The following is a 21,438-nucleotide window of genomic DNA, read 5'->3' as shown; positions in this document are numbered from 1 at the left end:
TACCTTACCTCAAAGTGCGTACTCTCTTCTGGGAAGTAATGGCAAGGATGGCTGGTTGTGCAGGGTGACCCCCTTAGGAATGGTGAAAGGAACCAACCCATGAGCATCGTTATCACAGGAGCAACCGGACAGCTTGGCCGCCACGTCGTCGAGGCGCTCCTGCAGCGCAACGTTCCGGCAGCAGAGATAGTGGCCGCTGGCCGGTCCATTGAAAAGCTTGCCGACTTCGCAGCCCGGGGCGTCCAGGTCAGGTCAATGGACTATGCGGACCCCGCGTCCGTGGCACAGGCCCTGGACGGCGCCAGCAAGGTCCTCCTGATTTCCGGCAGCGAGGTTGGCCAGCGCGTGGACCAGCACCGCACGGTGATTGAGGCAGCAGCGGCGGCGGGCGTGGAGCTGATCGCCTACACCAGCATCGCCAACGCAGACACCACCGGCATGAAGCTGGCCGCCGAGCACCAGGCAACGGAGGCCATCCTGAAGGATGCGGGCGTTCCGTTCGCCCTCCTCCGCAACGGCTGGTATCTCGAAAACTACACCGACCAGCTCCAGGGCACGCTGGCGCAGGGTGCGCTTGCCGGCAGCGCCGGGGAAGGCAAGGTCAGCGCCGCGGCCCGGGCGGACTACGCCGAAGCTGCCGCCGCCGTGCTTGTTGCCGAAAACCAGGCAGGCAAGGTCTATGAGCTCGGTGGGGACCACGCCTTCACGCTCACCGAACTGGCGCAGGAAATCAGCGCCGCGGCCAACAAGCCCGTGGTGTACCAGGACCTTCCGGCCAGTGACTACGCCGGACTTCTTGCCGGATTCGGCGTGCCGGAGCTCTTCGCCGACGTCCTGGCGGACTCGGACCTTGGCATTGCCCGGGGTGACCTCCTGGTCAGCGGCTCGGACCTTCGTACACTGATCGGCCGGCCAACGACGCCGATGCCGGCTGCCGTCCGTTCCGCGCTCGCTTCGGCCTAAACAGCAAGCGGCCTGGTTGCCCTGCCTTCAGGGCGGGGCAACTAGGACTTGCTGCCGGTCAGGGCCAACGTTCCGCCGAGGCCGATCATCAAGGCTCCTCCCGTTGCCTCCACCGCTGAAACCCGGCGGGGCGACCGGGCGAACCATTGGCGGGCTGAACCTGCGGCGACGGCCCAAAGGCTGTCTGAAACTATGGCGATCAGCAGGAACACCGCCCCCAGCAGCGCCAGCTGGAACGGAATGGCCCCGGACGGGTAGTCCACAAACTGCGGCAGTACCGCTACGAAGAACACCACTGACTTCGGGTTGGTGAGACCCACTACCAGGCCTTCAGACACCAGCCGTCGTGGGGAGGAGGCCACTGGCTGACGATCGGCGAATGAGTTGTGCCGCCGGTTCCGGATGGCCTTGATGCCCAGATAGACCAAGTAGGCAGCCCCTGCCAGCTTCACGACGCTGAACAGGACAACGGACTGCGCCACAATAATGCCCACGCCGAACGCAACTGCAGCCACCTGCACCAGTTGCCCGGTCGCGTTGCCCAGTACCGTCAGGACACCTCCCCTCCAGCCCAGGGCCAGGGAACGGCCGATCACGAACAGCACGCTGGGGCCGGGAACGGCGATCAGCACCACGGATGCCAGCGCAAACGCCAGCAGGTTTGAGAAGGGAACCATGCCTGATCTTAGCTCCGGCGGGGCCCGGCGGGCATCAGTGGCCGCGGGCTGAGGTGACCACCGGCAGCGGTGAGGTTTCGTCCACAAGTTCGGCCCGGCGTCGTCCGTTCCCTTTGACCCAGAACCGGTAAGCGAGGACCAGCAGCCCAAGCCACACCGCTCCCACGTAAAGCGCCACGCGGGTGTCCTCGAAAGCGCCCAGGACGGCGATGACCAGCGCCATAAACGCGATGGTCAGGATTGAAGCCGCCGGCCACCACGGGGACGGGAATTCCGACGCCGGCAGGCCCTTCCGAGCGATCTCCCGCTTCATCGCGACATGGGAAGCCAGGATCATGACCCATACCCAGACGGTGGCAAACGTGGCAATCGAGGCGATCAGGATAAAGACGTCTTCGGGAATAACCGCGTTCAGGACCACGCCCACCAGAAGGATGCCCGCCATCATCACCACCGTCATCCACGGCACGCCATGGCGCGAGACCTTGCCGAAAACTGCCGGCGCGTGGCCCTGGTTGGACAAGCCGAACAGGATGCGTCCGGCGCCGAAGATGTCGCTGTTGATGGCGGAGAGCGCGGCCGTGATCACCACGGCGTTGAGGATGTGCGGTGCGGCCGGGATGCCGAGGCCGCTGAAGATCTGGACAAACGGGCTTCCGTTAGTGCCGATCTCGTTCCACGGGAACAGGCTCATCAGCACGCCGAGGGTCAGCACGTAGAACAGCAGGACGCGGACCGGGACCGTGTTCACGGCCTTGGGGATGACGTTCTTGGGGTCTGCGGCCTCGCCGGCGGTGATGCCGAGTGTCTCGATCCCGCCAAAGGCGAACATCACGACGGCGAACGAGGCCAGGAGCCCCTCGAAGCCGTGGGGGAACAGCCCGCCGTGCTCCACGAGGTTGCCGAGTCCCGGCGCCACCGTGGAGCCGCCCGCCTGGAAACCGAAGGCGATGATGGCGGCGCCGCCGGCGATCATGGCGATGATGGCCACCACTTTGATCAGCGAGAACCAGAACTCGAGCTCCCCGAAGACCTTCACGCTGAGCAGGTTCATTGCGGCCAGGAAGCAGATAATGGCCAGAATCCAGATCCAGCGGTCCACCTGTGGAAACCAGAAGCCCATATAGATGCTGAAGGCCGTGACGTCCGCGATGGCGACGATGGCCATTTCAAAGACGTAGGTCCAGCCGGTCACAAACCCTGCCAGCGGCCCGAGGTAGCGGCTGGCGTACTGGCCGAACGAGCCCGACACGGGATGCCGGACGGCCATCTCGCCGAGGGCGCGCATGACCATAAACACTGCCGCGCCGCCGATGATGTAGGCGAGCAGGACTGCCGGGCCCGCCTTCTGGATGGCGGAGGCGGAGCCGTAGAACAGGCCGGTTCCGATCGCCGAACCCAGGGCCATAAAGCGGATATGGCGGACGTTCAGTCCCCGGTTCAGGGCGTGTGCGACGGCGGATCCCGGCTTGGGCCTTTCGGCCGGGCTTGCGTCTTGGGTGGCGGCTGTGTCTTGTCTGGTGGCGGCGGGCTGCATACAAATACCTTCTCGTCATTGGGAGGGGGATCGCCAACCAGCAGACCACTTTGGCGCCCGAGGTGATGAGACTCACGGGCGGTTGGTGTCTTCCATCTCAGACTGGGGGCGGCGTGTGGCCTTTTTCTGTTTGTGGAGTCCAAAACTATTGACATCATGTCTGGTTTTCTTTACTTTTGAGATGTCAGCTTTGTTTTACATTTGGTGGTAATGGCAGGAGCGGAAAATGTCCTTCGAAGAGAAGAGCGCCTGGATTATGGGGGTGGTGGCCGTGGGCTCTTATGGCGTGTATCTGGCCATCGTCCTGGGCCTGGCAGGCACCATTCCCCTAGTTGACGTTCCCTACGTGGCTCCATTGCTGTGGACTATCGGGGCATCCATTGCTGCGTCCATCGCCCTGCACGCTCTCCTGGGCATCCTTTCGCCCAGGGAGGCCGGGAAGAAGGACCAGCGCGACAGGGAGATCTACCGTTTCGGTGAGTACATCGGCCAGTCTTTTGTGGTCATCGGGGGTGTCACGGCGCTGCTCCTGGCGATGGCGGAGGTGGATCACTTCTGGATTGCAAACGTCATCTACCTGACGTTTGTGTTGTCCGCGATCCTGGGTTCCGTAGCCAAGATCGTTGCCTATCGCCGGGGGTTCCAGCCGTGGTGAAGCCAACGCGGGTAACCAATTCCATCCGGCGCCTCCGGTTCGAACGGGGCGAGATGACGCAGGCCGAACTCGCCGACCGTGTGGGCGTCACCCGCCAGACCGTCATTGCCATCGAGCAGGGCCGGTACTCGCCGTCCCTGGAGATGGCTTTCCAGATCGCCCATGTCCTCAGCGTGCCGCTTGAGGACGTGTTCCAGTACCCGAACCACGAAGGAGACGCATCATGAAAGCTATCGTTCAAGACGTTTACGGGAATGCGGACGTGCTCCAGCTGCGGGATATTCCGCAGCCGCTGCCCGGCGTTGGGGAAGTGCTGATCGGGGTCCGCGCGGCCGGCGTTGACCAGGGCGTGTGGCACCTCATGACCGGGCGGCCGTACCTGCTCCGGCTCTTCGGGTTCGGGCTGAAGAAGCCCAAGGTGCCCGTTCGCGGACGCGAGGTGGCCGGCGTCGTGGAGGCTGTGGGGGCAGGCGTGACACGCTTCCAGCCCGGCGATGAAGTGTTCGGCACCTGTGAGGGGTCTTTCGCCGGCTTCGTCTGCGCCCAGGAGAAGCGTGTGGCCGCGAAGCCCGCAAACCTCACGTTCGAGGAGGCCGCGGTAGCACCAATTTCTGGTGTTACGGCGTTGCAGGCTGTCCGCGACGCCGGGCAGGTCAGTGCCGGCCAGAAGGTGCTGGTCATCGGGGCCGGCGGGGGAGTCGGGTCCTTTGCGGTGCAGGTGGCGAAGGCATTCGGAGCTGAGGTCACAGGAGTCTGCAGCACCGGAAAAGTTGACCTTGTTCGGTCCCTCGGCGCTGATCATGTCATCGACTACACCCAGGACAACTTTGCACGCGCCGGGCTGCTTTACGACGTCATTCTGGACACCGCGGGCAACCGGCCGCTCTCAGTCCTGCGGCGGGTGCTGACCGCGCGGGGAACGCTGGTGATTGTCGGCGGTGAGGGCGGCGGGAAGGTTACAGGCGGATTTGAGCGCTCGATGGCTGCGCCGCTGGCATCGTTGTTCTCCGGGCAGAAATTCAAAGGGCTTGTTTCGACAGAGAACTATCGCGATCTCGAGGCGCTGACCACGCTCATTGAAGCTGGCAGCGTGAAGCCTGCCGTGGACAAGGTCTACGCGCTCGCTGAGGCGCCAGCCGCGGTTGAATACATGCACGAGGGCCGGTCCCGCGGCAAGGTAGTGGTCAGGATCTGAGGCTCTTCAACCACCCGCCTCATCGCCCTTCCACCCTCGTTGCGAAGGGACAGCTAGGCCCTGAACTGCTCCGCCGGCACCTCAAAGATGATGTCAGCGGAGTTATGCACATAGGCGTTCATCCTCGCTGTTTTTGTCAGACCCTCACGGGATGATTTGAGTATGGATAGCAGAGCGGCTGTGGTGACGGCGGAGGCCCTTTCGGTGTCCTTCGCTGAGCTGGCTGTGCGGCTCCGTGGCGGGGCAAACTGCAATGGTTCCGGAGGGGCTGATCCGCTGCGGCGGGCGGCGGATGGATTCCTGGACGGGCTGGCCGAGATCTCACGACTGGACGCGAAAAGTGCCGCCCTGAAAGTCTGGCTGGCTGCCGGTTACAGCGCCGCTGCCGAGGCTCTGGCGGGCCCGGCTGAGTCCCCGCAGGACCACCGGGGCCAGGAGATGGCCGTGGTCGCCGAGGTCGCCTGCGCCATGACCGTCAGCGAACGCACTGCCGGTGCCCTGCTCGGCGAAGCCCACTCCCTGACCACGGCCCTGCCGCTGACGTTGTCCGCGCTGCAGGCCGGGACGATTTCGTGGCAGCACGCGAGGATCATGGTCGACGAAACCACTAACCTGGACCCCGCCGGTGCCCAGGCGCTGGAGGCACATTTCCTGGACCCCGACGCGGTGAACGCGGCGAGGGGTGGTTTGGCCGGGGAACTCATCCCCGGGAGGTTCCGGGCCAAGGCCCGGACCTGGCGGGAACGGCACCATCCGGTCAGCATCGAAAAACGCCACGCACGCGGTGTCCAGGATCGGCGGGTGGAGTATGCCCCGGACCGCGACGGCATGGCCTGGCTCTCCGCCTACCTCCCCGCCGACACCGCCGCCGGGATCTGGAACCGCACCACCACCGCAGCCCGCGCCCTCCAAGGACCGGACGAGGACCGGACCCTCACCCAGCTCCGCGCCGACACCGTCGCCACCTGGCTATTGGGCGAGGAAGCCGATGCGGCCGGGGACGTGGATGGGAATGACGGTGTCCCCTCGCCGCGGGCGCAAGTTCTCGTGACCGTGCCGGTGTTCGCGCTGATGGGCCTGACCGATGAACCAGCCATGCTCGACGGATACGGACCCATCCCACCCTCCATGGCCCGGCAGCTCATCGCCGACGGCGCCGAGTCCTTCCACCGCGTCCTGATCGACCCGCGTGATGGTGCTGCGTTGGAGATCGGGCGGAGCAGCTACCGGGTCACGAAAGCCCAACGCCAATGGCTCCGACTCCGCGACGGGAAATGCCCGTTCCCCGGCTGCAGCAACCACTCCCTCGACAACGAAGCGGACCACCTCCTTGCCTGGGCCCACGGCGGCACCACCGGAATCAGCAACCTCGGCCAGCCCTGCCACAAACACCACAGACTCAGACACACCACAGCCTGGAAACCCACCACCGCCACCAAAAACAAACCACCCGGCTGGACATCACCCACCGGACGCCACTACACCAGCGAACACCCCGACTGGGAACCACCAACCTGGCCACAATTGAAAGACCCGGAATTCTACGCAGGCGCCGTTCCAGATGGAGGCGCCCCGCCAGACGATCCGCTGGATGAGGAGTCCCACCCGGACGAGGCGTCATTTCTGACCTCCGGGATGCCCTCAGTCACCTAGGCACGAACCCGACTTCAGGGCGTGAAGGTGAGCCCGCGCTCGGTGGCGGCCGCTTCGAGAATCCGCAAGGCCTTCGGACCAATGCCGTGCATGGCAAGCAGTTCCCTGCGGCCAAGCAAGGCCACCTCAGCCAAGGAAGTGATGCCCGCATGGAGGAGGGCGCCGTTTGCCGGCCGGCCGATCGGCGGCAGGTCCCCGATCTGCGCAGGAACGTCGCTGGTGCTCATGCCTGCCTCGCCGCAGCCTCGATGGTGGCGTCGCTGTGCGCTGCGGCAAACTGTTGCAGCTCAACGATCTCAGAACGGCCTTCCTCGGCGCCAGCCCAGAGGTCAGCATCTGGGCTGGCGTCATCGTCGAACCATGGGAGATGCTGGCCGCTGGGGCGGCCAAAGACCTCGCCGAAGCAGCCGAGTTCCGTACTTGCCACATGGTTGACCAGGCCCAGCAGATTGGTGCCGGTCGGAGGGAGTGGCCCGCGGACGTCGTACGCACTCGGGCCGTCCAGCTTGCCGAGCAGGTTGTCCCGTCGGACCCGGAGGTAGCGATGCAGCGTGTCTTTTCCATCCATAGCGGGCACTCTACCGAACGGCCAGCTTTTCTTTGGGCACAGATCCCGGTCCTTCACAGCCGAGGAATAGTCTGGTATCCCGGACAATGACTACGTGTGGACGGCACACACGAAGCGGGCCAGGGGCGCAAGGTTAAGTACGGGATCCCGGACATGGCCGGAAGCCCCGCGAGAAACGATGGAGGGCACAGTGGTGTCGAGCACGGAAGCCAGGCCTGAGGCCGGCGGTGAACCAAGGGCAACGTCGAAAGTCCCCGCGGCTGAGAACACTCTCCGTATCCTCAAATTACTGGCCTCGAAGCGGGGGCCGATGGCGGCGTCGAGCATTGCCACGTCCTTGGGATTGCCGCGCTCAAGCGTTTACCACCTGCTCGGGGTGATGGAGGTGAACGGTTTTGTCCTCCACTTGCACGAGGAGCAGCGCTACGGGCTGGGGATCAGTGCCTTCGAGCTGAGCTCCGCGTATTCGCGGCAGGAGCCGTTGTCACGCCTGGGCCGGCCGCTGCTGGCGTCGCTGGTGGACGTGATCGGCGAGAGCGCGCACCTGGCGGTGCTCCACGGGCGCGACGTGCTGTACATCGTGGAGGAGCGGGCCAAGAACCGCCCGTCCCTGGTGACCGACGTCGGCGTCCGGCTCCCCAGCCACCTCACCGCCAGCGGGCGCGCCATTCTCGCTGCATTGCCCAAGTCGCAGGTCCGGGCGCTTTACCCGAATGCCGAGGCCTTCACTGCCCGGCATGAGGTGGCGGGGGCCATCATGAAGTACTCCGCGCTGTCCTCCCACCTGGACCAGGTCAGGCAACGCGGCTATGCCACCGAACACGGCGAGGTGACGCCCAACTTCGGCTCGATCGCCGCCGCTGTCACGGACCACGTGGGATGGCCGACGGCGGCAGTAGCCGTCACGTTCCTCGAGGACAAACTGCCGGCGGACCAATGGCCGGCGCTCGCCGGGCGGGTCCAGAAAGTCGCCGACGAGCTGTCGGTGCGCATCCACGGCCGCCCGGCCAAGTAGCGCTGCCCGCCGACCGGCCGGTCTCGTTCCCCCGATCGCCCCGGGCAGGAATTGCAGCGGTCTGGAATCCCGGACACCGCCCCTCCGAAAGCCCTGTCCGGTCCGGATTGGAACGGCTTTAGTAGATACAGAACCAGTTCCCAATATGGCGAAACCACACACTCGCCCAGAACACGAAGGAGCCCCTCATGGCACCCGCCGATTTCACTACCGGTGCCCGTCCGGTCAAAGCTGCCCGCGGCACCGAGCTCACCGCCAAGTCCTGGCAGACGGAAGCCCCGCTGCGGATGCTGATGAACAATCTGGATCCCGAGGTGGCCGAGCGTCCCGATGACCTGGTGGTTTATGGCGGCACGGGCCGGGCGGTCCGGTCCTGGGCCGCGTTCGACGCGATCACCCGCACCCTGGAAACCATGGAGAAGGATGAGACGCTCCTGGTCCAGTCCGGTAAGCCGGTGGGTGTGTTCCGTACCAACGAGTGGGCGCCGCGTGTGCTGCTGGCCAACTCCAACCTTGTGGGTGACTGGGCGAACTGGCCCGAGTTCCGCCGGCTCGAGGCCGAGGGCCTGATGATGTACGGCCAGATGACCGCCGGGTCGTGGATCTATATCGGCACCCAGGGGATCCTGCAGGGCACCTTCGAGACGTTCGCCGCAATCGCCCGCAAGCTCACCGGCGACGAGGACGGCACCCTCGCCGGGACCCTGACCCTGACCGGTGGCTGCGGTGGCATGGGCGGGGCACAGCCGCTCGCGGTGACCCTGAACGAGGGCGCCTGCCTGATTGTCGACGTCGATGAAAGCCACCTGCGCCGCCGCGCCGGCAAACGCTACCTCGACGAGGTCGAAACCGACCTCGACACGGCCATCGCCAAAGTCCTGAAGGCCAAGGAAGAGCGCCGAGGCTGGTCCGTGGGCTATGTCGGCAACGCCGCCGAGGTCTTCCCCGAGATCCTGCGCCGCCACAACGCCGGGGAGCTCACCGTGGACATCGTCACGGACCAGACCTCCGCGCACGATCCGCTGTCCTACCTCCCCGAAGGCATCACCGTGGCCGAGTGGCACACCGAGGCCGCCGCCGATCCGGAAGGCTTCACCAAGAAGGCCCAGGCCTCGATGGCCAGGCACGTCCAGGCCATGGTCGAGTTCCAGGACGCCGGCGCCGAGGTCTTCGACTACGGCAACTCCATCCGCGACGAGGCCCGCACGGGCGGCTACGACCGGGCGTTCGAATTCCCCGGCTTCGTCCCGGCCTACATCCGGCCACTGTTCTGCGAGGGCCTGGGCCCGTTCCGCTGGGTCGCACTCTCCGGTGACCCGGAGGACATCGCCGTCACGGATGCTGCGATCAAGGAACTCTTCCCCGAGAACAAGCACCTGCACCGCTGGATCGACGCCGCACAGGAACGGGTCGAGTTCGAAGGCCTGCCGGCGAGGATCTGCTGGCTCGGCTACGGCGACCGCGCCAAGGCCGGCCTGCTGTTCAACCAGCTCGTCAAGGAAGGCAAGGTCAAGGCGCCCATCGTGATCGGCCGCGACCACCTGGACTCCGGCTCGGTCGCGTCCCCGTACCGGGAGACCGAGGCCATGGCTGACGGCTCGGACGCGATCGCGGACTGGCCGCTGCTGAACGCCCTGCTGAACACCGCTTCCGGTGCCACGTGGGTCTCGATCCACCACGGTGGCGGCGTCGGGATCGGCCGCTCCATCCACGCCGGCCAGGTCTCCGTCGCCGACGGCACCGACCTCGCCGCGCAGAAACTCGAACGCCTCCTCACCAATGACCCCGGCATGGGCGTCATCCGCCACGCCGACGCCGGCTACGACCGCGCCCTCGACGTCGCGAAGGAACGCGGCGTCCGCATCCCGATGAACGAAGGAACAGCAAAGTGACCATCACCACCCACTCACCGCTCACCGTCACCCTCGGCTCCAGCGGCGTCACACCCGAGGACGTTGTCGCCGTCGCCCGCCACAACGCCCAGGTGACCATCGCCCAGGACGCACTGGATACGGTTGCCAAGGTCCGCGCGCACATCGACGAACTGGCGCACAGTGAGACCCCTGCCTACGGCATCTCCACCGGCTTCGGGGCGCTGGCCAACCGGCACATCCCCAGCGAGCTGCGCACCCAGCTGCAGAAATCGCTGATCCGCAGCCACGCCGCGGGCATGGGCCCGGCCGTGGAACGCGAGGTGGTCCGCGGCATCATGTTCCTGCGCGCCAAGACCCTCGCCTCGGGCCGCACCGGTGTCCGGCCGGTCGTCCTGCAGACCATGGTGGACGTGCTCAACGCCGGCATCACCCCGGTGGTCCGCGAGTTCGGCTCGCTCGGCTGCTCGGGCGACCTCGCCCCGTTGTCCCACTGTGCCCTGGTGCTGATGGGCGAGGGGGAAGCGGAAGGGCCCGACGGCGTGACATACGGCGGGCGCGGTGAGGCGCCTGTCGCTGAGCTGCTCGCCGGCCACGGCATCGAACCGGTCACCCTCGCCGAGAAGGAAGGCCTCGCGCTGGTCAACGGCACCGAGGGCATGCTGGGCATGCTCCTGATGGCCGTCGCGGACCTTCGCCAACTGCTGACGACGGCGGACATCACCGCCGCGCTCAGTGTCGAGGCGCTGCTCGGTACAGACCAGGTCTTTGTGCCGGAGCTGCATGCAGCGCTGCGTCCGCACCCCGGCCAGGCCGCCAGCGCAGACAACATGCTGCGCGTGCTGTCCAACTCGCCGATCGTGGCCTCGCACCGGGTGGGGGATTCCAAGGTCCAGGACGCCTACTCGCTGCGCTGCGCACCCCAGGTGGCCGGCGCCGCGCGGGACACGGTGGACTACGCCGCCCTGGTGGCGTCCCGTGAGCTTGCCGCGGCCATCGACAACCCGGTTGTCCTGCCGGACGGCCGGGTCAGTTCCAACGGCAACTTCCACGGCGCACCCGTGGCGTACGTCCTGGACTTCCTGGCCATCGCCGTCGCGGATCTCAGCTCCATCGCCGAACGCCGGACGGACCGCATGCTGGACCCGGCGCGTTCGCACGGGCTGCCGGCGTTCCTGGCGGCGGATCCGGGCGTGGACTCGGGCCTGATGATCGCCCAGTACACGCAGGCCGGGCTGGTGTCGGACAACAAACGCCTGGCCGTCCCGGCGTCGGTGGATTCAATTCCGAGCTCCGCCATGCAGGAGGATCACGTGTCCATGGGCTGGCACGCGGCCCGGAAGCTGCGCAAGGCCGTGGAGAACCTCCGCCGTGTCCTGGCCATCGAACTGGTGACGAGCGCCCGCGCCATCGACATGCGGACGCAGCTGTCCGACGGCGAGCTCGTTCCGGGCCCGGCCGGCGCTGCCGTGATCGGGGTACTGCGGTCCGTCGTCGAAGGCCCTGGAACCGACCGATTCCTGTCACCGGAGCTGGAGGCGGCTGACCGTCTGGTTGCCTCAGGAAAGGTTCGTGAGGCTGCCGAATCCGCCGTCGGGATTCTTGCCTGAGCGGGAATATTCTTCGGTCCTGCTGCGAAATTCAACCAATGTCGAAATATGGTGCGACACGTACATATTCGGCACCGGGAGTGTAGTAGAAATGAAGATGTAGTGAAAGTCACATCAAAGAGGCTGTGGCGCAGAACGTATACAAAGGGGTAGTAGTTCAAATGAAAGCACGCGGGGCTGTCCTGTCGAGGCGAAATGTCCATTCGGCCACCATCTCGGAGTGGGGAACGCTCAAAGCTGGGGACCGGGTGGAGATCATCAAACACGCGCACGTCATTGCGGCGGGCGAAGTGGAAGAAGTATCGCAGAGCGGGAACGTGCTGTGGCTCGTACCGGCCACTCCGTCTGAAAAGGAACTTTTCCTTAAATCCGATGGTGTAGAAGTCCGCAGGAGTTAGGGCCGAAAGACCAAAAACACAAAAGAGTCCCTTCCTTCCGCATCGGAAGGAAGGGACTCTTTTTGGATCGCGGGCGTGGATCGCGGGCTGGATCCAAGCAGGGATCGAAGCCCGAATCTACGTCTGAATCAGCTCAAGCCGCAATGCTGTCTGAATAGCTCAGGCCGCAATGCTTTCGTACGTTTCACCGAAGGGGACCGTTTCGTCCAGGGCCACGGTGAAGCGTCCCGGGCGCAGCCGCGTCACAAGGATGCCACAGGCGGCGTCTTTTGCCGGCTCGATCAGCGTGGCAACAGCGTTGTCCAGGCCCTCGTGCATCTCGTTCGCAGTGGAAAACTGCAGGTCGATGGACAGAACAGCCGGGGCTTCGACGGTCGCGACGGCGGCCAGGGGGCGTTCCAATGTAGCTGTAGTCATGTGCCAATCTTTCTGTGAATCGTGCCAAAGGGCTCGACCAACTGTACCCGCTACGGCGTCACAAATGTAAGATGACTGCTCTATCGCCCGCCTTAACGCCAAAAATCCGAAGCTTGTTCGCAGGACCTCACCGTCAAGGCCGGGTCCCGCGAACAAACTTCGGACTGAACGTGCTGCCCTGATCAGCCCGCTATGCCCGCTTTGACGGCCAGTACGGGACAATCGGCCTCGAGCAGGATCCGCTGGGAAACGCTGCCCATGATCAGTTTGCCCACTGGGGTGCGTCGGCGTAGGCCGATCACAATCAGTGATGCGTTGTGCTCCTCCGCGGCGTCAAGGACCTCCGCTGCCGCATCATGTCCACGGACCGGCTGCTTGATCACGTGGTCGATCCCGTGGGATGCCAGGCGTTGGTCGATGCTTTGCATCTCCTCTTCCTGGGCGTACCGGTTATCCACTAGGGCATCACCCTTGGAGGAGTTGATGACCAGCAGGGTGGTGTTGCTCTTCTTGGCCTCGGCGATGGCCTGTGTCAGGGCCGCCTCGCCCTCGGGGGTCGGGACGTATCCCACCACGATCGTCATGGCTGTACCTCATTTTCTCTAAAGTTGATTCTGCTGCTGGACGGATCGGGGGCGGCTGCCCCCGGGCTGGTTAGCCCTCGCCGTCCCCTTCACCATCAGCGGTGGCATCGCCCCGGTGGCTGCCGTGCGTGACGTTGCCGCCGGCCTCCCTTGGTGCGGACGCGCCTGAGCCGGTCGGAGGTATTCCGGCAGGCACTGCTGCCGGGCGGTTCCGGCGGATCAGCTTGAACAGCAGCGGCCACAGAAGAATGAGGGCGATGATGATGTAGACGCCAATAGCGATCGGCTCGCTCCACAGGCCGGCGGGGTCGCCGGCGCTGAGCTGCAGCGTCTTGCGAAGCTGACCTTCGATCCTCGGCCCCAGAATGACACCGAGGATGAGGGGCAGGACGGGAAGTCCGAACCGCCGCATCATGAAGCCCAGGGCGCCGAGCGCCAGCAGGAGCACCAGGTCGAAGGCCTGCAGGTTCACCGAGTAGGCGCCCAGCGTGGCGAAAAAGAGGATGCCCGCGTAGAGGTAGGGCCGGGGGAGTTGCAGGAGCTTGGCCCACAGCGGTGCCAGCGGCAGGTTGATGATCAGGAGCAGGAAGTTGCCGATGAAGAGGCTCGCGATCAGCGCCCACACCAGCGGTCCCTGGCTTGCGAAAAGCTGGGGCCCCGGCTGGATGCCGTACGAGGTGAAGGCTGCCAGCATCACCGCGGCCGTGGCGTTGGTGGGCAGGCCCAGGGCAAGAAGGGGAGTCATGGTGCCGGCGGCGGCAGCGTTGTTGGCTGCTTCCGGCCCGGCCACGCCCTCAATTGCGCCGTGGCCAAACTCCTCGGGATGCTTGCTGAGGCGTTTCTCGGTCACATAGGAGAGGAACGTGGGGATCTCGGCCCCGCCTGCCGGAAGCGCGCCGAAAGGGAAACCGAACGCCGTTCCACGGAGCCAGGGTTTCCAGGACCGCTTCCAGTCCTGTTTGCCCATCCACGGACGGCCTACGGGAATAACCTGCAGTGGATTGCGGCGCAGGTGGGCGGCGACCCACAGTGCTTCGCCGACGGCGAAGATGGCCACCGCGACCACCACGATGTCCAAGCCGTCAGCCAGCAATGGCTGGCCGAAAGTGAGCCGGCGCTGACCCGTCACCGAGTCGATGCCCACCAGGCCGATTGCGAGGCCGAGGCCCAGTGAGGCAAATCCCCTCAGCCGGGATGATCCAAGGACGGCGGTGACTGCCAGGAGGGCAAGCACCATAATCGCAAAGTAGCTGGGTGAGCCCAGGCTGACCGCAAACTTCACCACGATCGGCGCAAAGACTGCCAGCAGGGCTGTGCCGATGGTACCCGCCACGAAGGAACCGATGGCTGCCGTCGCCAGGGCTTGCGCGGCTCTGCCGGCTTTCGCCATCTTGTGGCCTTCGATGGCCGTGACCACCGAGGATGATTCACCTGGCGTATTAAGCAGGATGGAGGTGGTGGAGCCGCCGTACATGCCGCCGTAGTAGATGCCGGCGAACATGATGAAGGCACTGGTGGGTTCCAGGACGTAAGTGACGGGCAGCAGCAGGGCAACGGTCATGGCCGGGCCCAGGCCCGGGAGGACGCCGACGGCGGTGCCCAGGAGTACGCCGATGACGGCGTAGAGGAAATTCATGGGGGTCAGGGCGGTGGCGAAGCCGTCCATCAGGGAGGAGAAGACGTCCATCAGAGAACCCCTTCCAGGAGGCCTGCGGGTAGCGGAATTCCGAGGCCCAGGTAGAAGCCGTAGAAGGTGAGCACGGACAGGGCCAGGGCGATGATGCCGTCACGGATGTAGTGCCGGCTTCCCAGGGCCCAGGCGCTGCCCCAGAACAGGATGGTTCCCGAAATCACCCAGCCTGCCCAGTCGATAAGCAGGATGTTGGCGACGAACGCTCCGACCAGCGGCAGGACGGTCTTCCAGTCGGCGGGGTGTGTAAGGTCCACGTCCTCGCCGCCTTCCGCTTCGCCTTTGCCGCCGCGGAGTACGTTGATGGCCAGAAGGACGGCGCAGACGATCAGCAGTCCGGCCACGAGGTAGGGCAGGGTCTTTGGTCCCACCGGGTCCGACTTCGAGTACGGGGTCACCAGGGCAATGGCGTCGACGAGGACCAGGACGCCCGCCGCTCCGAGCAGGAGGGCTACCCCCAGCTCGGAGCGGCCTTTGAGCCGTGAGGCCAAAGTTGGTGAGGAGCTCACGTCAGGCCAAGCTTCGTGAGGACGTCCGCCACCCGCTTGTCCTGCTCGGCCAGGAAGGTTTTGAATTCGTCGCCGGTGATGAAGGCGTCGGTCCAACTGTGGGTCTTGAGGGCTTCTTTCCAGGCGGCCGTGCCGTGCATCTTTTCGAGGGCGGCGATCAGCTTGGCCTTGTCGGCGTCGGTGATGCCCGGAGGGGCCACGATGCCGCGCCAGTTGGTGAATACCAGGTCGATGTTCGATTCCTTCAGCGTGGGTGCGTCCACGCCGTCGAGCCGCTTGTCGCCGCTGGTGGCCAAGACGCGGACCTCGCCGGACTGAATCTGCTGGAGGTACTCGCCGGCGCCGGAGGCTGCGAAGCCCACCTTGTTGCCGAGGATGGCCGGGAGGAGGTCCCCGCCGCCGTCGTAGGAGACGAAGTTCACCTTGGTGGCATCGATGCCCACCGCTCCGGCGAGCTGCATGGGCAGCAGGTGGTCCGGGCCGCCGGGGGAGGAGCCGCCGCCCACGCTGATGGAGCCGGGGTCGGCTTTCCATGCGGTGACCAGGTCGTCGATGGTCTTGTAGGGCGAATCCTTGTTGACCATGATGGCGCCGGGCTCTTCGATGAGCTTGGCCAGCGGTGTGGTGGCCGTCAGCTTGGACTCGGACTTGTTGGTGTAGCTGGCGCCCACCACGCCCAGGCCCATGAGCATGGTGAGGTCGCCGTTGCCCTTTTCGTTGACAATCCGGGCCAGGCCAACGGTTCCGCCGGCGCCGGCCAGGTTGAAGACCTCGGTGTTGGCGGCGACCTTCTCGTCGTCGAGAACTTTTGCCGCCACGCGGGCAGTGGTGTCGTAACCGCCGCCGGGAGTGTTGGGGACCATGATCTGGAGACCGGTCACGGGGCCCGCTGCGGCACCGGAGCTGGCGCCGTCGGTGGAGCTCTTCCCGGTGGCACCGCAGCCGGTGGCCATCAGGGCGATGCCGGCGGCGACGGCGGCGATTCGCAATGCGCGGATTTGGCGCATGGTGTTTCCTCTTTTCGATCAAAACTGATCAGCAGGGCTGACTTGTAGTCTCGATGCTAGGCCGGTAAGTGATGGCCATCACTCTTGTGTACGCAGAGAAAGTTAAGTTCATTGCGTTCACGTTTCCGTTGTCCCTCCGGGGGCCACCGTGGCCCTGCTGCAGGCATAGTTCAGGTAGCCTGACCACCAGAGGTCCGACAATCAGGGACCGCCCAACCAGAGGGAAGAACCGCAGTGACTCGACGAAGAGGAATGTCCCTCGCGGGCCAGTACCTGGTTCTGCAGTTGCTGATTGTCCTCGCGGTCCTCGTCGCCGTGGTGGCCATTTCGCTCGCGCAGTCCGCTGCCGCGTTTGAGCGGATCGAAGGCCGCCGCGCGCTGTCCGCCGCCGAAGCGCTCGCCGCCAATCCCACGGTGCGTGAGCTGCTTCCCAACGCCGAACCACGCGGCGGGTCAGCCCTTCCCGCCGTCGCCGAGTCGGTGCGGACGGTGTCCGGATCCTCGAACGTGGCGCTCGCAAAGCTGGACCGCACGGTGGTTGCATCGTCCGATCCCAGCCTGCTGGGCCAGCCCTTGGAACTTGGCGCCAGCCGCGTGCTCGAAGGCCGCGCGTGGACAGGCGTAGTGGACGGATCCGGCGCGGAGGAACTGTCCGCGCACGTTCCGATCCTGGACGACGCCGGGAAAATTATCGGCATTGCGTCCGTCAGCCGGAACTACCCTTCCCCTCTGGAGCGGCTGGGGGATGCCGTGCCCAACCTCCTCACCTATCTCGGTGTGGCAAGCGTGCTGGGTGTCGCCGGCTCGCTGTTGCTCTCCCGCCGGGTGAAGCGGCAGACCCTGGGCATGGAACCGAGCGAAATCACCGGCCTGGTGGAAAACCGCGAGGCCATGCTGCATGGCCTGAAGGAAGGGGTGGTGGCGCTGGACCCGCACGAGCGCATCACCGTCGCCAACGACAGCGCCCGTGCGCTCCTGGGCCTCCCCGCGGACTGCGTGGGCAAGCGTCTCGCCGGCCTGGCCGTGGAGCCCGCACTGAAGGACGTCCTCACCCGTGAGCAGCCGGAGCCGGACCAGCTGGTGCTCGTTGGCGACCGGCTGGTGGTCCTGAACCGGGTTCCCATCCTTTCGCGCGGCCGCGACATCGGGTCCGTCACCACGCTTCGCGACCGTACGGAACTGTCCGCACTTGAGCGGGAACTCGGAGCCACCCGGACGGCCACCGACACGCTCCGTGCCCAGGCCCACGAATTCGCCAACCAGCTCCACGTGATCTCAGGCCTCATCCAGATCGGCGAATACGATTCCGTGGTCCAGTTCGTCAACGGCGCCACCCTGGACAGGACCCGGCTCAACGACGAGGTCACCAGCCGCATCGAGGACCCGGCGCTCGCCGCGCTGCTGATCGCCAAGTCGAGCCTGGCCACCGAACGCGGTGTCACTTTGCAGCTCGATCCGGAATCCGGGCTGGAGCGCGTTGACGACGAGCTGTCCCGGGACCTCACCACCGTCGTCGGGAATCTGGTGGACAACGCGTTCGACGCCGTCACCGGGCTTCCGGAGGCGTTGGTCAGGGTTCTCGTTGAGGACACCGGCGACGGCGTCACGGTCACCGTCCGCGATTCCGGACCCGGCGTCACCGGTGATCCGGCGGAGATCTTCCGGCAGGGTTTCACCACCAAGGACCCCGGCCCCGGCGGGAGTCGCGGCTTCGGACTGGCGCTCTCCCGGGTGGTCTGCCGGCGCAGCGGCGGCGACCTCACAGTAACCAACGACAATGGAGCGGTCTTCACCGCCCGGCTGGAACGAACACGGAGACCGCAGCAATGATCAAAGTCCTGATCGTCGATGACGACTTTATGGTGGCCAAGGTCCACGCAGGGTTCATCCAGCGCACGCCGGGTTTCGCCGTCGTCGGGGTGGCCCACACTGGTGCCCAGGCGGTCATCGAAACCGGGCGGCTGCAACCGGACCTGGTGCTGCTCGATATCCACCTGCCGGACATCAATGGCCTGGACCTCATGCACAAACTGCGCGAAGTGGCCCCTGAACTGGATGTCCTGGTGATCAGCGCCGCCCGCGAGGTGGACACGGTGCGCAAGGCCCTCCGCGGCGGGATTGTGCACTACCTCATCAAGCCCTTCTCGCAGACTGACCTGCAGGAACGGCTGGAGCACTACCGAAGCGCCTATCAGGGCCTCGACTCGGTCAAGGATGTGGCTGAGCAGTCGGACGTGAACCGCGTGTTCGGGCTGGACCGGATCGATCGGCCGCTGCCGAAGGGCTGCAGCATAGAAACGCTGAAGCTCGTGGAGGCAGCCCTGAAGAAGGCCGACGGCGACCTCTCCGCCAACGAGGTGGCCGTCCAGTTAGGCACTTCCCGGGTCAGTGCACGCCGGTATCTGGAGTACCTCCACGATGAGGGCGTGCTGGATGTCCGGCTCAAGTACGGGGTGGGCAGGCCCGAGCGGCGCTACGTGCTTAAGGCTTAGCTAGCGCAGCAGCGTGTTCACCAGCCGCGCGGCAACCTTGGCGGTCCGGCCGTCTACGTCGATCTCCGGGTTCAGTTCCGCCACGTCCAGGTGCAGGAGCTTGCCGCTTTCCGCCACCTGCCGGCAGACGGCGCTGATGACGGGCAGCGGCACGCCGTAGGCGGCGGGGGCGCTCACGCCGGGGGCCACCGACGCCGGCAGGACATCCAGGTCGATCGTCAGGTACAGCGCGTCCACGCCTGCCAGGAAGTCCGCCACAAACGCCCGTACGCGCTCTGCCGTGCTGTCCTCATCCAGCAGGTACCGCACGCCCAGTTCGTCCGCTGTGTTGAAGAGTGATTGGGTGTTGTTCGGCTCGGAAATCCCGACGACGGCGTACCGGAATTCGCGCCCCGCGGCGGCTTCCGCCCCGGCCATCTGGAGAAACGGCGTGCCCGAACTGGGGAGGGGTTCGTCGCGGAGGTCGAAGTGCGCGTCCAGGTTCAGGACGCCCAGCCGTTTGCCGCGGCGCACTGCATCGGATCCGGCCACGCCCAGATAGCTGGCGAACGCGGTCTCGTGCCCGCCGCCCAGCACCACGGTGAGGTGGCCAGCGTCGAGCATTGCAGCGATCGCGTGCCCGGCGCGGGCCTGGCCGGCCTCCAAAGCTCCGTCCGAAACCACGATGTCCCCGGCATCGGACACGGTGCGGTCCAGGTGGAAAGCGAGCGGGCCGAGCGCTGACCGGATGGCTGCGGGCGCCAGCGCGGCTCCGGTCCGTCCCTTGTTCCGGCGCACACCCTCGTCGCTGGCGAAGCCCAGGATCACGGCGGGGACCGCGGCGAGGGGTGCCGCAGAATCGTGTCCTGAACGGTCAGCCGATTCAGCGCCGGGTGCGTAGGGCGAAACCGCCTGCCACCAACGTAGGTGCTCGGCGCCGTCGCCATCGAACCGCCCCGTCCAGGGCTGCGGGGACAGGTCAACGGTGAGCTCAGGAGAAACCATCCCCCTAGCTCACCGCAGCCCGGGCCCAAAAACCAGCGGCGCCGCCGTCGGACTGTCCGGAATCCCGGACACTGCCGCGAACTCCCGTCTCAGCCGCCGTGCGGACGCGCGGGCGCCGAGGCTAGGGCATGCCCAGCGCGGCCTCGATCGGGCCGGCAGCGAAGAACAGCAGGAACGCGCCGGCCACCGCCCACATCAGCGGATGGACGTCCTTAGCCCGGCCTTGGAACGTCCGGATCAGGACAAACGCGATGAATCCGGCACCCAGGCCGTTTGCGATCGAGTAGGTAAACGGCATCAGGGTGAACGTGAGGAAGGCCGGGATGGCGATGCCCCAGTCCTGCCAGTCGATCTTGCCCACCTGGGAGACCATCATGAAGCCCACCACCACCAGTGCGGGGGCCACCGCCTCGAACGGCACGAGGTTGATCAGCGGGGTGAAGAACATGGCCACCAGGAACAGCAGGCCGGTGACGATGGACGCCACGCCGGTCCGCGCACCCTCGCCGATCCCGGCGCCGGCCTCAACGTAGATCTGGTTCGAGGAGACGGAGGCGCCGCCGCCCACGATCGCGCCGAGCGCGTCCACCTGGAGCACACGGTCCACGTCCGGGATGTTGCCGTCCTTGTCCACAGTGCCGGCCTCGTTGGCAAGGCCCACCATGGTGCCCATGGCGTCGAAGAAGATGCTGAGCAGGATCACGAATGCCAGCAGGGTGGCGGCCACGAAGCCCAGGTGTTCAAAAGCGCCGAACGGGTTGGCTTTACCGATCAGCGACAGGTCCGGGGCGCTCCATCCTGTAAAGGACGGCGCCACCAGGGACCAGCCTTGCGGGTTTGCGGTGGTGCCGTCAAAGCTGGGGCCGATGTGGAGTGTCATTTCAAGGATCACGGAAATGATGGTGGAGGCAATGATGCCAATCAGGATGGCGCCCTTGACCTTGCGGACCACCAGGCCGATGGTGAGGATCAGGCCGAAAACAAAGACAGCCGTGGGCCAGCCCAGCAGCTTGCCGTCGAAGCCCAGGCCCACGGGAACAGTGGTGCCGGCAGCGTCAGGGATCCGGCGGACAAAGCCGGCATTCACCAGCCCGATCAGGGCGATGAACAGGCCGATGCCCACCACGATGGCGGTCTTGAGTCCGTCCGGGACGGCCTTGAAGACGGCGGTCCGGAACCCGGTGAGGACCAGGATCAGCATGGTCACGCCGGACAGGACCACCAGGCCCATCATGTCCGGCCACGTCAGGCCCGGGTTCGTGGCGACCGTGACGGCCACAAACGCGTTGACGCCAAGGCCTGCGGCAAGCGCGAAGGGGTGCCTGCCCCAGGCGCCCATCAGGATGGTGAGGATGCCGGCCACAAAAGCCGTCACAGCGGCCACCGCGGCAAAACCCAGGGTGTTGCCGCTGGAATCCGGGCCGGACAGGATGAGGGGGTTAAGCACCACGATGTAGCTCATGGCAAAGAACGTGGCAAAGCCGCCGCGGATCTCGCGGGAGAGGTTGGACCCCCGCTCGGAGATCTTGAAGTACCGGTCCAAGGCAGAGCCCTGCTTAAGCATTAGTCCTCCGGATGTGTTGTTGGGGGTTACTCGATCCTAGAGGGCGGCG

22 protein-coding genes are annotated in these 21,438 nt (G+C 65.7%); 11 read left to right on the top strand and 11 right to left on the bottom strand.

What is annotated here, in order from left to right; genetic code table 11:
• Positions 1-99 precede the first annotated feature (99 nt).
• Positions 100-963, top strand: coding sequence for an SDR family oxidoreductase (locus ACZY0Q_RS15010; protein ID WP_463918012.1), 864 nt, complete (start codon positions 100-102; stop codon positions 961-963).
• Positions 964-1,004: 41 nt separating this feature from the next.
• Here the strand turns inward: ACZY0Q_RS15010 and ACZY0Q_RS15005 are convergent, their stop codons facing one another.
• Together ACZY0Q_RS15005 and ACZY0Q_RS15000 are read right to left on the bottom strand one after the other, a co-directional pair.
• The gene (locus ACZY0Q_RS15005) at positions 1,005-1,640 is read right to left on the bottom strand and encodes a LysE family translocator (protein WP_463918010.1); all 636 of its coding nucleotides are present in this window, start codon (positions 1,638-1,640) and stop codon (positions 1,005-1,007) included.
• A 34-nt stretch (positions 1,641-1,674) separates the two neighbouring features.
• Positions 1,675-3,177: an amino acid permease gene (locus ACZY0Q_RS15000; protein ID WP_463918008.1), complete on the bottom strand. Its 1,503-nt coding sequence runs from the start codon at positions 3,175-3,177 to the stop codon at positions 1,675-1,677.
• A gap of 226 nt (positions 3,178-3,403) precedes the next feature.
• Between ACZY0Q_RS15000 and ACZY0Q_RS14995 the strand changes: the two genes are divergently transcribed.
• From ACZY0Q_RS14995 to ACZY0Q_RS14980, 4 genes are all read left to right on the top strand, one after another.
• Positions 3,404-3,832, top strand: coding sequence for a hypothetical protein (locus tag ACZY0Q_RS14995; protein WP_463918006.1), 429 nt, complete (start codon positions 3,404-3,406; stop codon positions 3,830-3,832).
• Positions 3,826-4,059: a helix-turn-helix transcriptional regulator gene (locus tag ACZY0Q_RS14990; protein WP_463918005.1), complete on the top strand. Its 234-nt coding sequence runs from the start codon at positions 3,826-3,828 to the stop codon at positions 4,057-4,059. The genes ACZY0Q_RS14995 and ACZY0Q_RS14990 overlap by 7 nt, the downstream gene beginning before the upstream one ends.
• Positions 4,056-5,027 carry an NAD(P)-dependent alcohol dehydrogenase gene (locus ACZY0Q_RS14985; RefSeq protein ID WP_463918004.1) on the top strand — a complete coding sequence of 324 codons (972 nt, stop codon included), beginning with the start codon at positions 4,056-4,058 and terminating at the stop codon, positions 5,025-5,027. Before ACZY0Q_RS14990 ends, ACZY0Q_RS14985 begins: the two co-directional genes overlap by 4 nt.
• Before the next feature lie 162 nt (positions 5,028-5,189).
• The gene (locus tag ACZY0Q_RS14980; protein WP_463918002.1) at positions 5,190-6,680 is read left to right on the top strand and encodes an HNH endonuclease signature motif containing protein; all 1,491 of its coding nucleotides are present in this window, start codon (positions 5,190-5,192) and stop codon (positions 6,678-6,680) included.
• A 14-nt stretch (positions 6,681-6,694) separates the two neighbouring features.
• On the opposite strand, the gene ACZY0Q_RS14975 is transcribed toward ACZY0Q_RS14980, so the two are convergent.
• Together ACZY0Q_RS14975 and ACZY0Q_RS14970 are read right to left on the bottom strand one after the other, a co-directional pair.
• Entirely contained in the window at positions 6,695-6,907 is a 213-nt protein-coding gene (locus ACZY0Q_RS14975; RefSeq protein WP_463918000.1) for a helix-hairpin-helix domain-containing protein, read from the bottom strand.
• Positions 6,904-7,248, bottom strand: a complete 345-nt coding sequence (locus tag ACZY0Q_RS14970; protein ID WP_463917998.1) for a mycothiol transferase — start codon at positions 7,246-7,248, stop codon at positions 6,904-6,906. Before ACZY0Q_RS14970 ends, ACZY0Q_RS14975 begins: the two co-directional genes overlap by 4 nt.
• Positions 7,249-7,426: 178 nt before the next feature.
• Between ACZY0Q_RS14970 and ACZY0Q_RS14965 the strand changes: the two genes are divergently transcribed.
• From ACZY0Q_RS14965 to ACZY0Q_RS14950, 4 genes are all read left to right on the top strand, one after another.
• Positions 7,427-8,263 carry an IclR family transcriptional regulator gene (locus ACZY0Q_RS14965; protein WP_463917997.1) on the top strand — a complete coding sequence of 279 codons (837 nt, stop codon included), beginning with the start codon at positions 7,427-7,429 and terminating at the stop codon, positions 8,261-8,263.
• 188 nt (positions 8,264-8,451) lie between these two features.
• On the top strand, positions 8,452-10,155 hold the full coding sequence (locus ACZY0Q_RS14960) for a urocanate hydratase (protein WP_463917995.1): 1,704 nt from the start codon (positions 8,452-8,454) through the stop codon (positions 10,153-10,155).
• The gene (gene hutH, locus ACZY0Q_RS14955; protein ID WP_463917994.1) at positions 10,152-11,744 is read left to right on the top strand and encodes a histidine ammonia-lyase; all 1,593 of its coding nucleotides are present in this window, start codon (positions 10,152-10,154) and stop codon (positions 11,742-11,744) included. The genes ACZY0Q_RS14960 and hutH overlap by 4 nt, the downstream gene beginning before the upstream one ends.
• A gap of 161 nt (positions 11,745-11,905) precedes the next feature.
• Positions 11,906-12,142, top strand: coding sequence for a hypothetical protein (locus tag ACZY0Q_RS14950; RefSeq protein WP_056348863.1), 237 nt, complete (start codon positions 11,906-11,908; stop codon positions 12,140-12,142).
• Positions 12,143-12,301: 159 nt separating this feature from the next.
• On the opposite strand, the gene ACZY0Q_RS14945 is transcribed toward ACZY0Q_RS14950, so the two are convergent.
• The 5 genes from ACZY0Q_RS14945 to ACZY0Q_RS14925 form a co-directional block, all read right to left on the bottom strand.
• Complete coding sequence (locus tag ACZY0Q_RS14945; protein ID WP_463917993.1) at positions 12,302-12,559, bottom strand: hypothetical protein; 258 nt, start codon at positions 12,557-12,559, stop codon at positions 12,302-12,304.
• 182 nt (positions 12,560-12,741) lie between these two features.
• Entirely contained in the window at positions 12,742-13,143 is a 402-nt protein-coding gene (locus tag ACZY0Q_RS14940; protein WP_463917992.1) for a universal stress protein, read from the bottom strand.
• 70 nt (positions 13,144-13,213) lie between these two features.
• Positions 13,214-14,830, bottom strand: coding sequence for a tripartite tricarboxylate transporter permease (locus ACZY0Q_RS14935; RefSeq protein WP_463917991.1), 1,617 nt, complete (start codon positions 14,828-14,830; stop codon positions 13,214-13,216).
• Positions 14,830-15,342, bottom strand: a complete 513-nt coding sequence (locus ACZY0Q_RS14930) for a tripartite tricarboxylate transporter TctB family protein (protein WP_463917990.1) — start codon at positions 15,340-15,342, stop codon at positions 14,830-14,832. The genes ACZY0Q_RS14935 and ACZY0Q_RS14930 overlap by 1 nt, the downstream gene beginning before the upstream one ends.
• Complete coding sequence (locus ACZY0Q_RS14925; protein ID WP_463917988.1) at positions 15,339-16,349, bottom strand: Bug family tripartite tricarboxylate transporter substrate binding protein; 1,011 nt, start codon at positions 16,347-16,349, stop codon at positions 15,339-15,341. Before ACZY0Q_RS14925 ends, ACZY0Q_RS14930 begins: the two co-directional genes overlap by 4 nt.
• Before the next feature lie 252 nt (positions 16,350-16,601).
• On the opposite strand from ACZY0Q_RS14925, the gene ACZY0Q_RS14920 reads away from it, so the two are divergent.
• Positions 16,602-18,179 carry a sensor histidine kinase gene (locus ACZY0Q_RS14920; protein ID WP_463918668.1) on the top strand — a complete coding sequence of 526 codons (1,578 nt, stop codon included), beginning with the start codon at positions 16,602-16,604 and terminating at the stop codon, positions 18,177-18,179.
• On the top strand, positions 18,176-18,841 hold the full coding sequence (locus ACZY0Q_RS14915; RefSeq protein ID WP_463917987.1) for a response regulator: 666 nt from the start codon (positions 18,176-18,178) through the stop codon (positions 18,839-18,841). Before ACZY0Q_RS14920 ends, ACZY0Q_RS14915 begins: the two co-directional genes overlap by 4 nt.
• Here the strand turns inward: ACZY0Q_RS14915 and hutG are convergent, their stop codons facing one another.
• On the bottom strand, positions 18,842-19,825 hold the full coding sequence (gene hutG / locus ACZY0Q_RS14910; protein ID WP_463917985.1) for a formimidoylglutamase: 984 nt from the start codon (positions 19,823-19,825) through the stop codon (positions 18,842-18,844).
• Positions 19,826-19,946: 121 nt separating this feature from the next.
• On the bottom strand, positions 19,947-21,389 hold the full coding sequence (locus ACZY0Q_RS14905) for an NCS2 family permease (protein WP_463917983.1): 1,443 nt from the start codon (positions 21,387-21,389) through the stop codon (positions 19,947-19,949).
• Between the last annotated feature and the right edge of the window lie 49 nt (positions 21,390-21,438).

Source organism: Pseudarthrobacter lactosi, assembly GCF_055412785.1.
This window is presented reverse-complemented; position numbering and strand designations above follow the sequence as displayed.

Excerpts from the sequence above, each read along its gene's own strand:
- ACZY0Q_RS15010 (WP_463918012.1), top strand. The coding sequence starts at position 100 with ATGAGCATCGTTATCACAGGAGCAACCGGACAGCTTGGCCGCCACGTC.
- ACZY0Q_RS15005 (WP_463918010.1), bottom strand. The coding sequence starts at position 1,640 with ATGGTTCCCTTCTCAAACCTGCTGGCGTTTGCGCTGGCATCCGTGGTG.
- ACZY0Q_RS15000 (WP_463918008.1), bottom strand. The coding sequence starts at position 3,177 with ATGCAGCCCGCCGCCACCAGACAAGACACAGCCGCCACCCAAGACGCA.
- ACZY0Q_RS14995 (WP_463918006.1), top strand. The coding sequence starts at position 3,404 with ATGTCCTTCGAAGAGAAGAGCGCCTGGATTATGGGGGTGGTGGCCGTG.
- ACZY0Q_RS14985 (WP_463918004.1), top strand. The coding sequence starts at position 4,056 with ATGAAAGCTATCGTTCAAGACGTTTACGGGAATGCGGACGTGCTCCAG.
- ACZY0Q_RS14980 (WP_463918002.1), top strand. The coding sequence starts at position 5,190 with ATGGATAGCAGAGCGGCTGTGGTGACGGCGGAGGCCCTTTCGGTGTCC.
- ACZY0Q_RS14975 (WP_463918000.1), bottom strand. The coding sequence starts at position 6,907 with ATGAGCACCAGCGACGTTCCTGCGCAGATCGGGGACCTGCCGCCGATC.
- ACZY0Q_RS14970 (WP_463917998.1), bottom strand. The coding sequence starts at position 7,248 with ATGGATGGAAAAGACACGCTGCATCGCTACCTCCGGGTCCGACGGGAC.
- ACZY0Q_RS14965 (WP_463917997.1), top strand. The coding sequence starts at position 7,427 with ATGGAGGGCACAGTGGTGTCGAGCACGGAAGCCAGGCCTGAGGCCGGC.
- ACZY0Q_RS14960 (WP_463917995.1), top strand. The coding sequence starts at position 8,452 with ATGGCACCCGCCGATTTCACTACCGGTGCCCGTCCGGTCAAAGCTGCC.
- ACZY0Q_RS14950 (WP_056348863.1), top strand. The coding sequence starts at position 11,906 with ATGAAAGCACGCGGGGCTGTCCTGTCGAGGCGAAATGTCCATTCGGCC.
- ACZY0Q_RS14945 (WP_463917993.1), bottom strand. The coding sequence starts at position 12,559 with ATGACTACAGCTACATTGGAACGCCCCCTGGCCGCCGTCGCGACCGTC.
- ACZY0Q_RS14940 (WP_463917992.1), bottom strand. The coding sequence starts at position 13,143 with ATGACGATCGTGGTGGGATACGTCCCGACCCCCGAGGGCGAGGCGGCC.
- ACZY0Q_RS14935 (WP_463917991.1), bottom strand. The coding sequence starts at position 14,830 with ATGGACGTCTTCTCCTCCCTGATGGACGGCTTCGCCACCGCCCTGACC.
- ACZY0Q_RS14925 (WP_463917988.1), bottom strand. The coding sequence starts at position 16,349 with ATGCGCCAAATCCGCGCATTGCGAATCGCCGCCGTCGCCGCCGGCATC.
- ACZY0Q_RS14920 (WP_463918668.1), top strand. The coding sequence starts at position 16,602 with ATGTCCCTCGCGGGCCAGTACCTGGTTCTGCAGTTGCTGATTGTCCTC.
- ACZY0Q_RS14915 (WP_463917987.1), top strand. The coding sequence starts at position 18,176 with ATGATCAAAGTCCTGATCGTCGATGACGACTTTATGGTGGCCAAGGTC.
- hutG (WP_463917985.1), bottom strand. The coding sequence starts at position 19,825 with ATGGTTTCTCCTGAGCTCACCGTTGACCTGTCCCCGCAGCCCTGGACG.
- ACZY0Q_RS14905 (WP_463917983.1), bottom strand. The coding sequence starts at position 21,389 with ATGCTTAAGCAGGGCTCTGCCTTGGACCGGTACTTCAAGATCTCCGAG.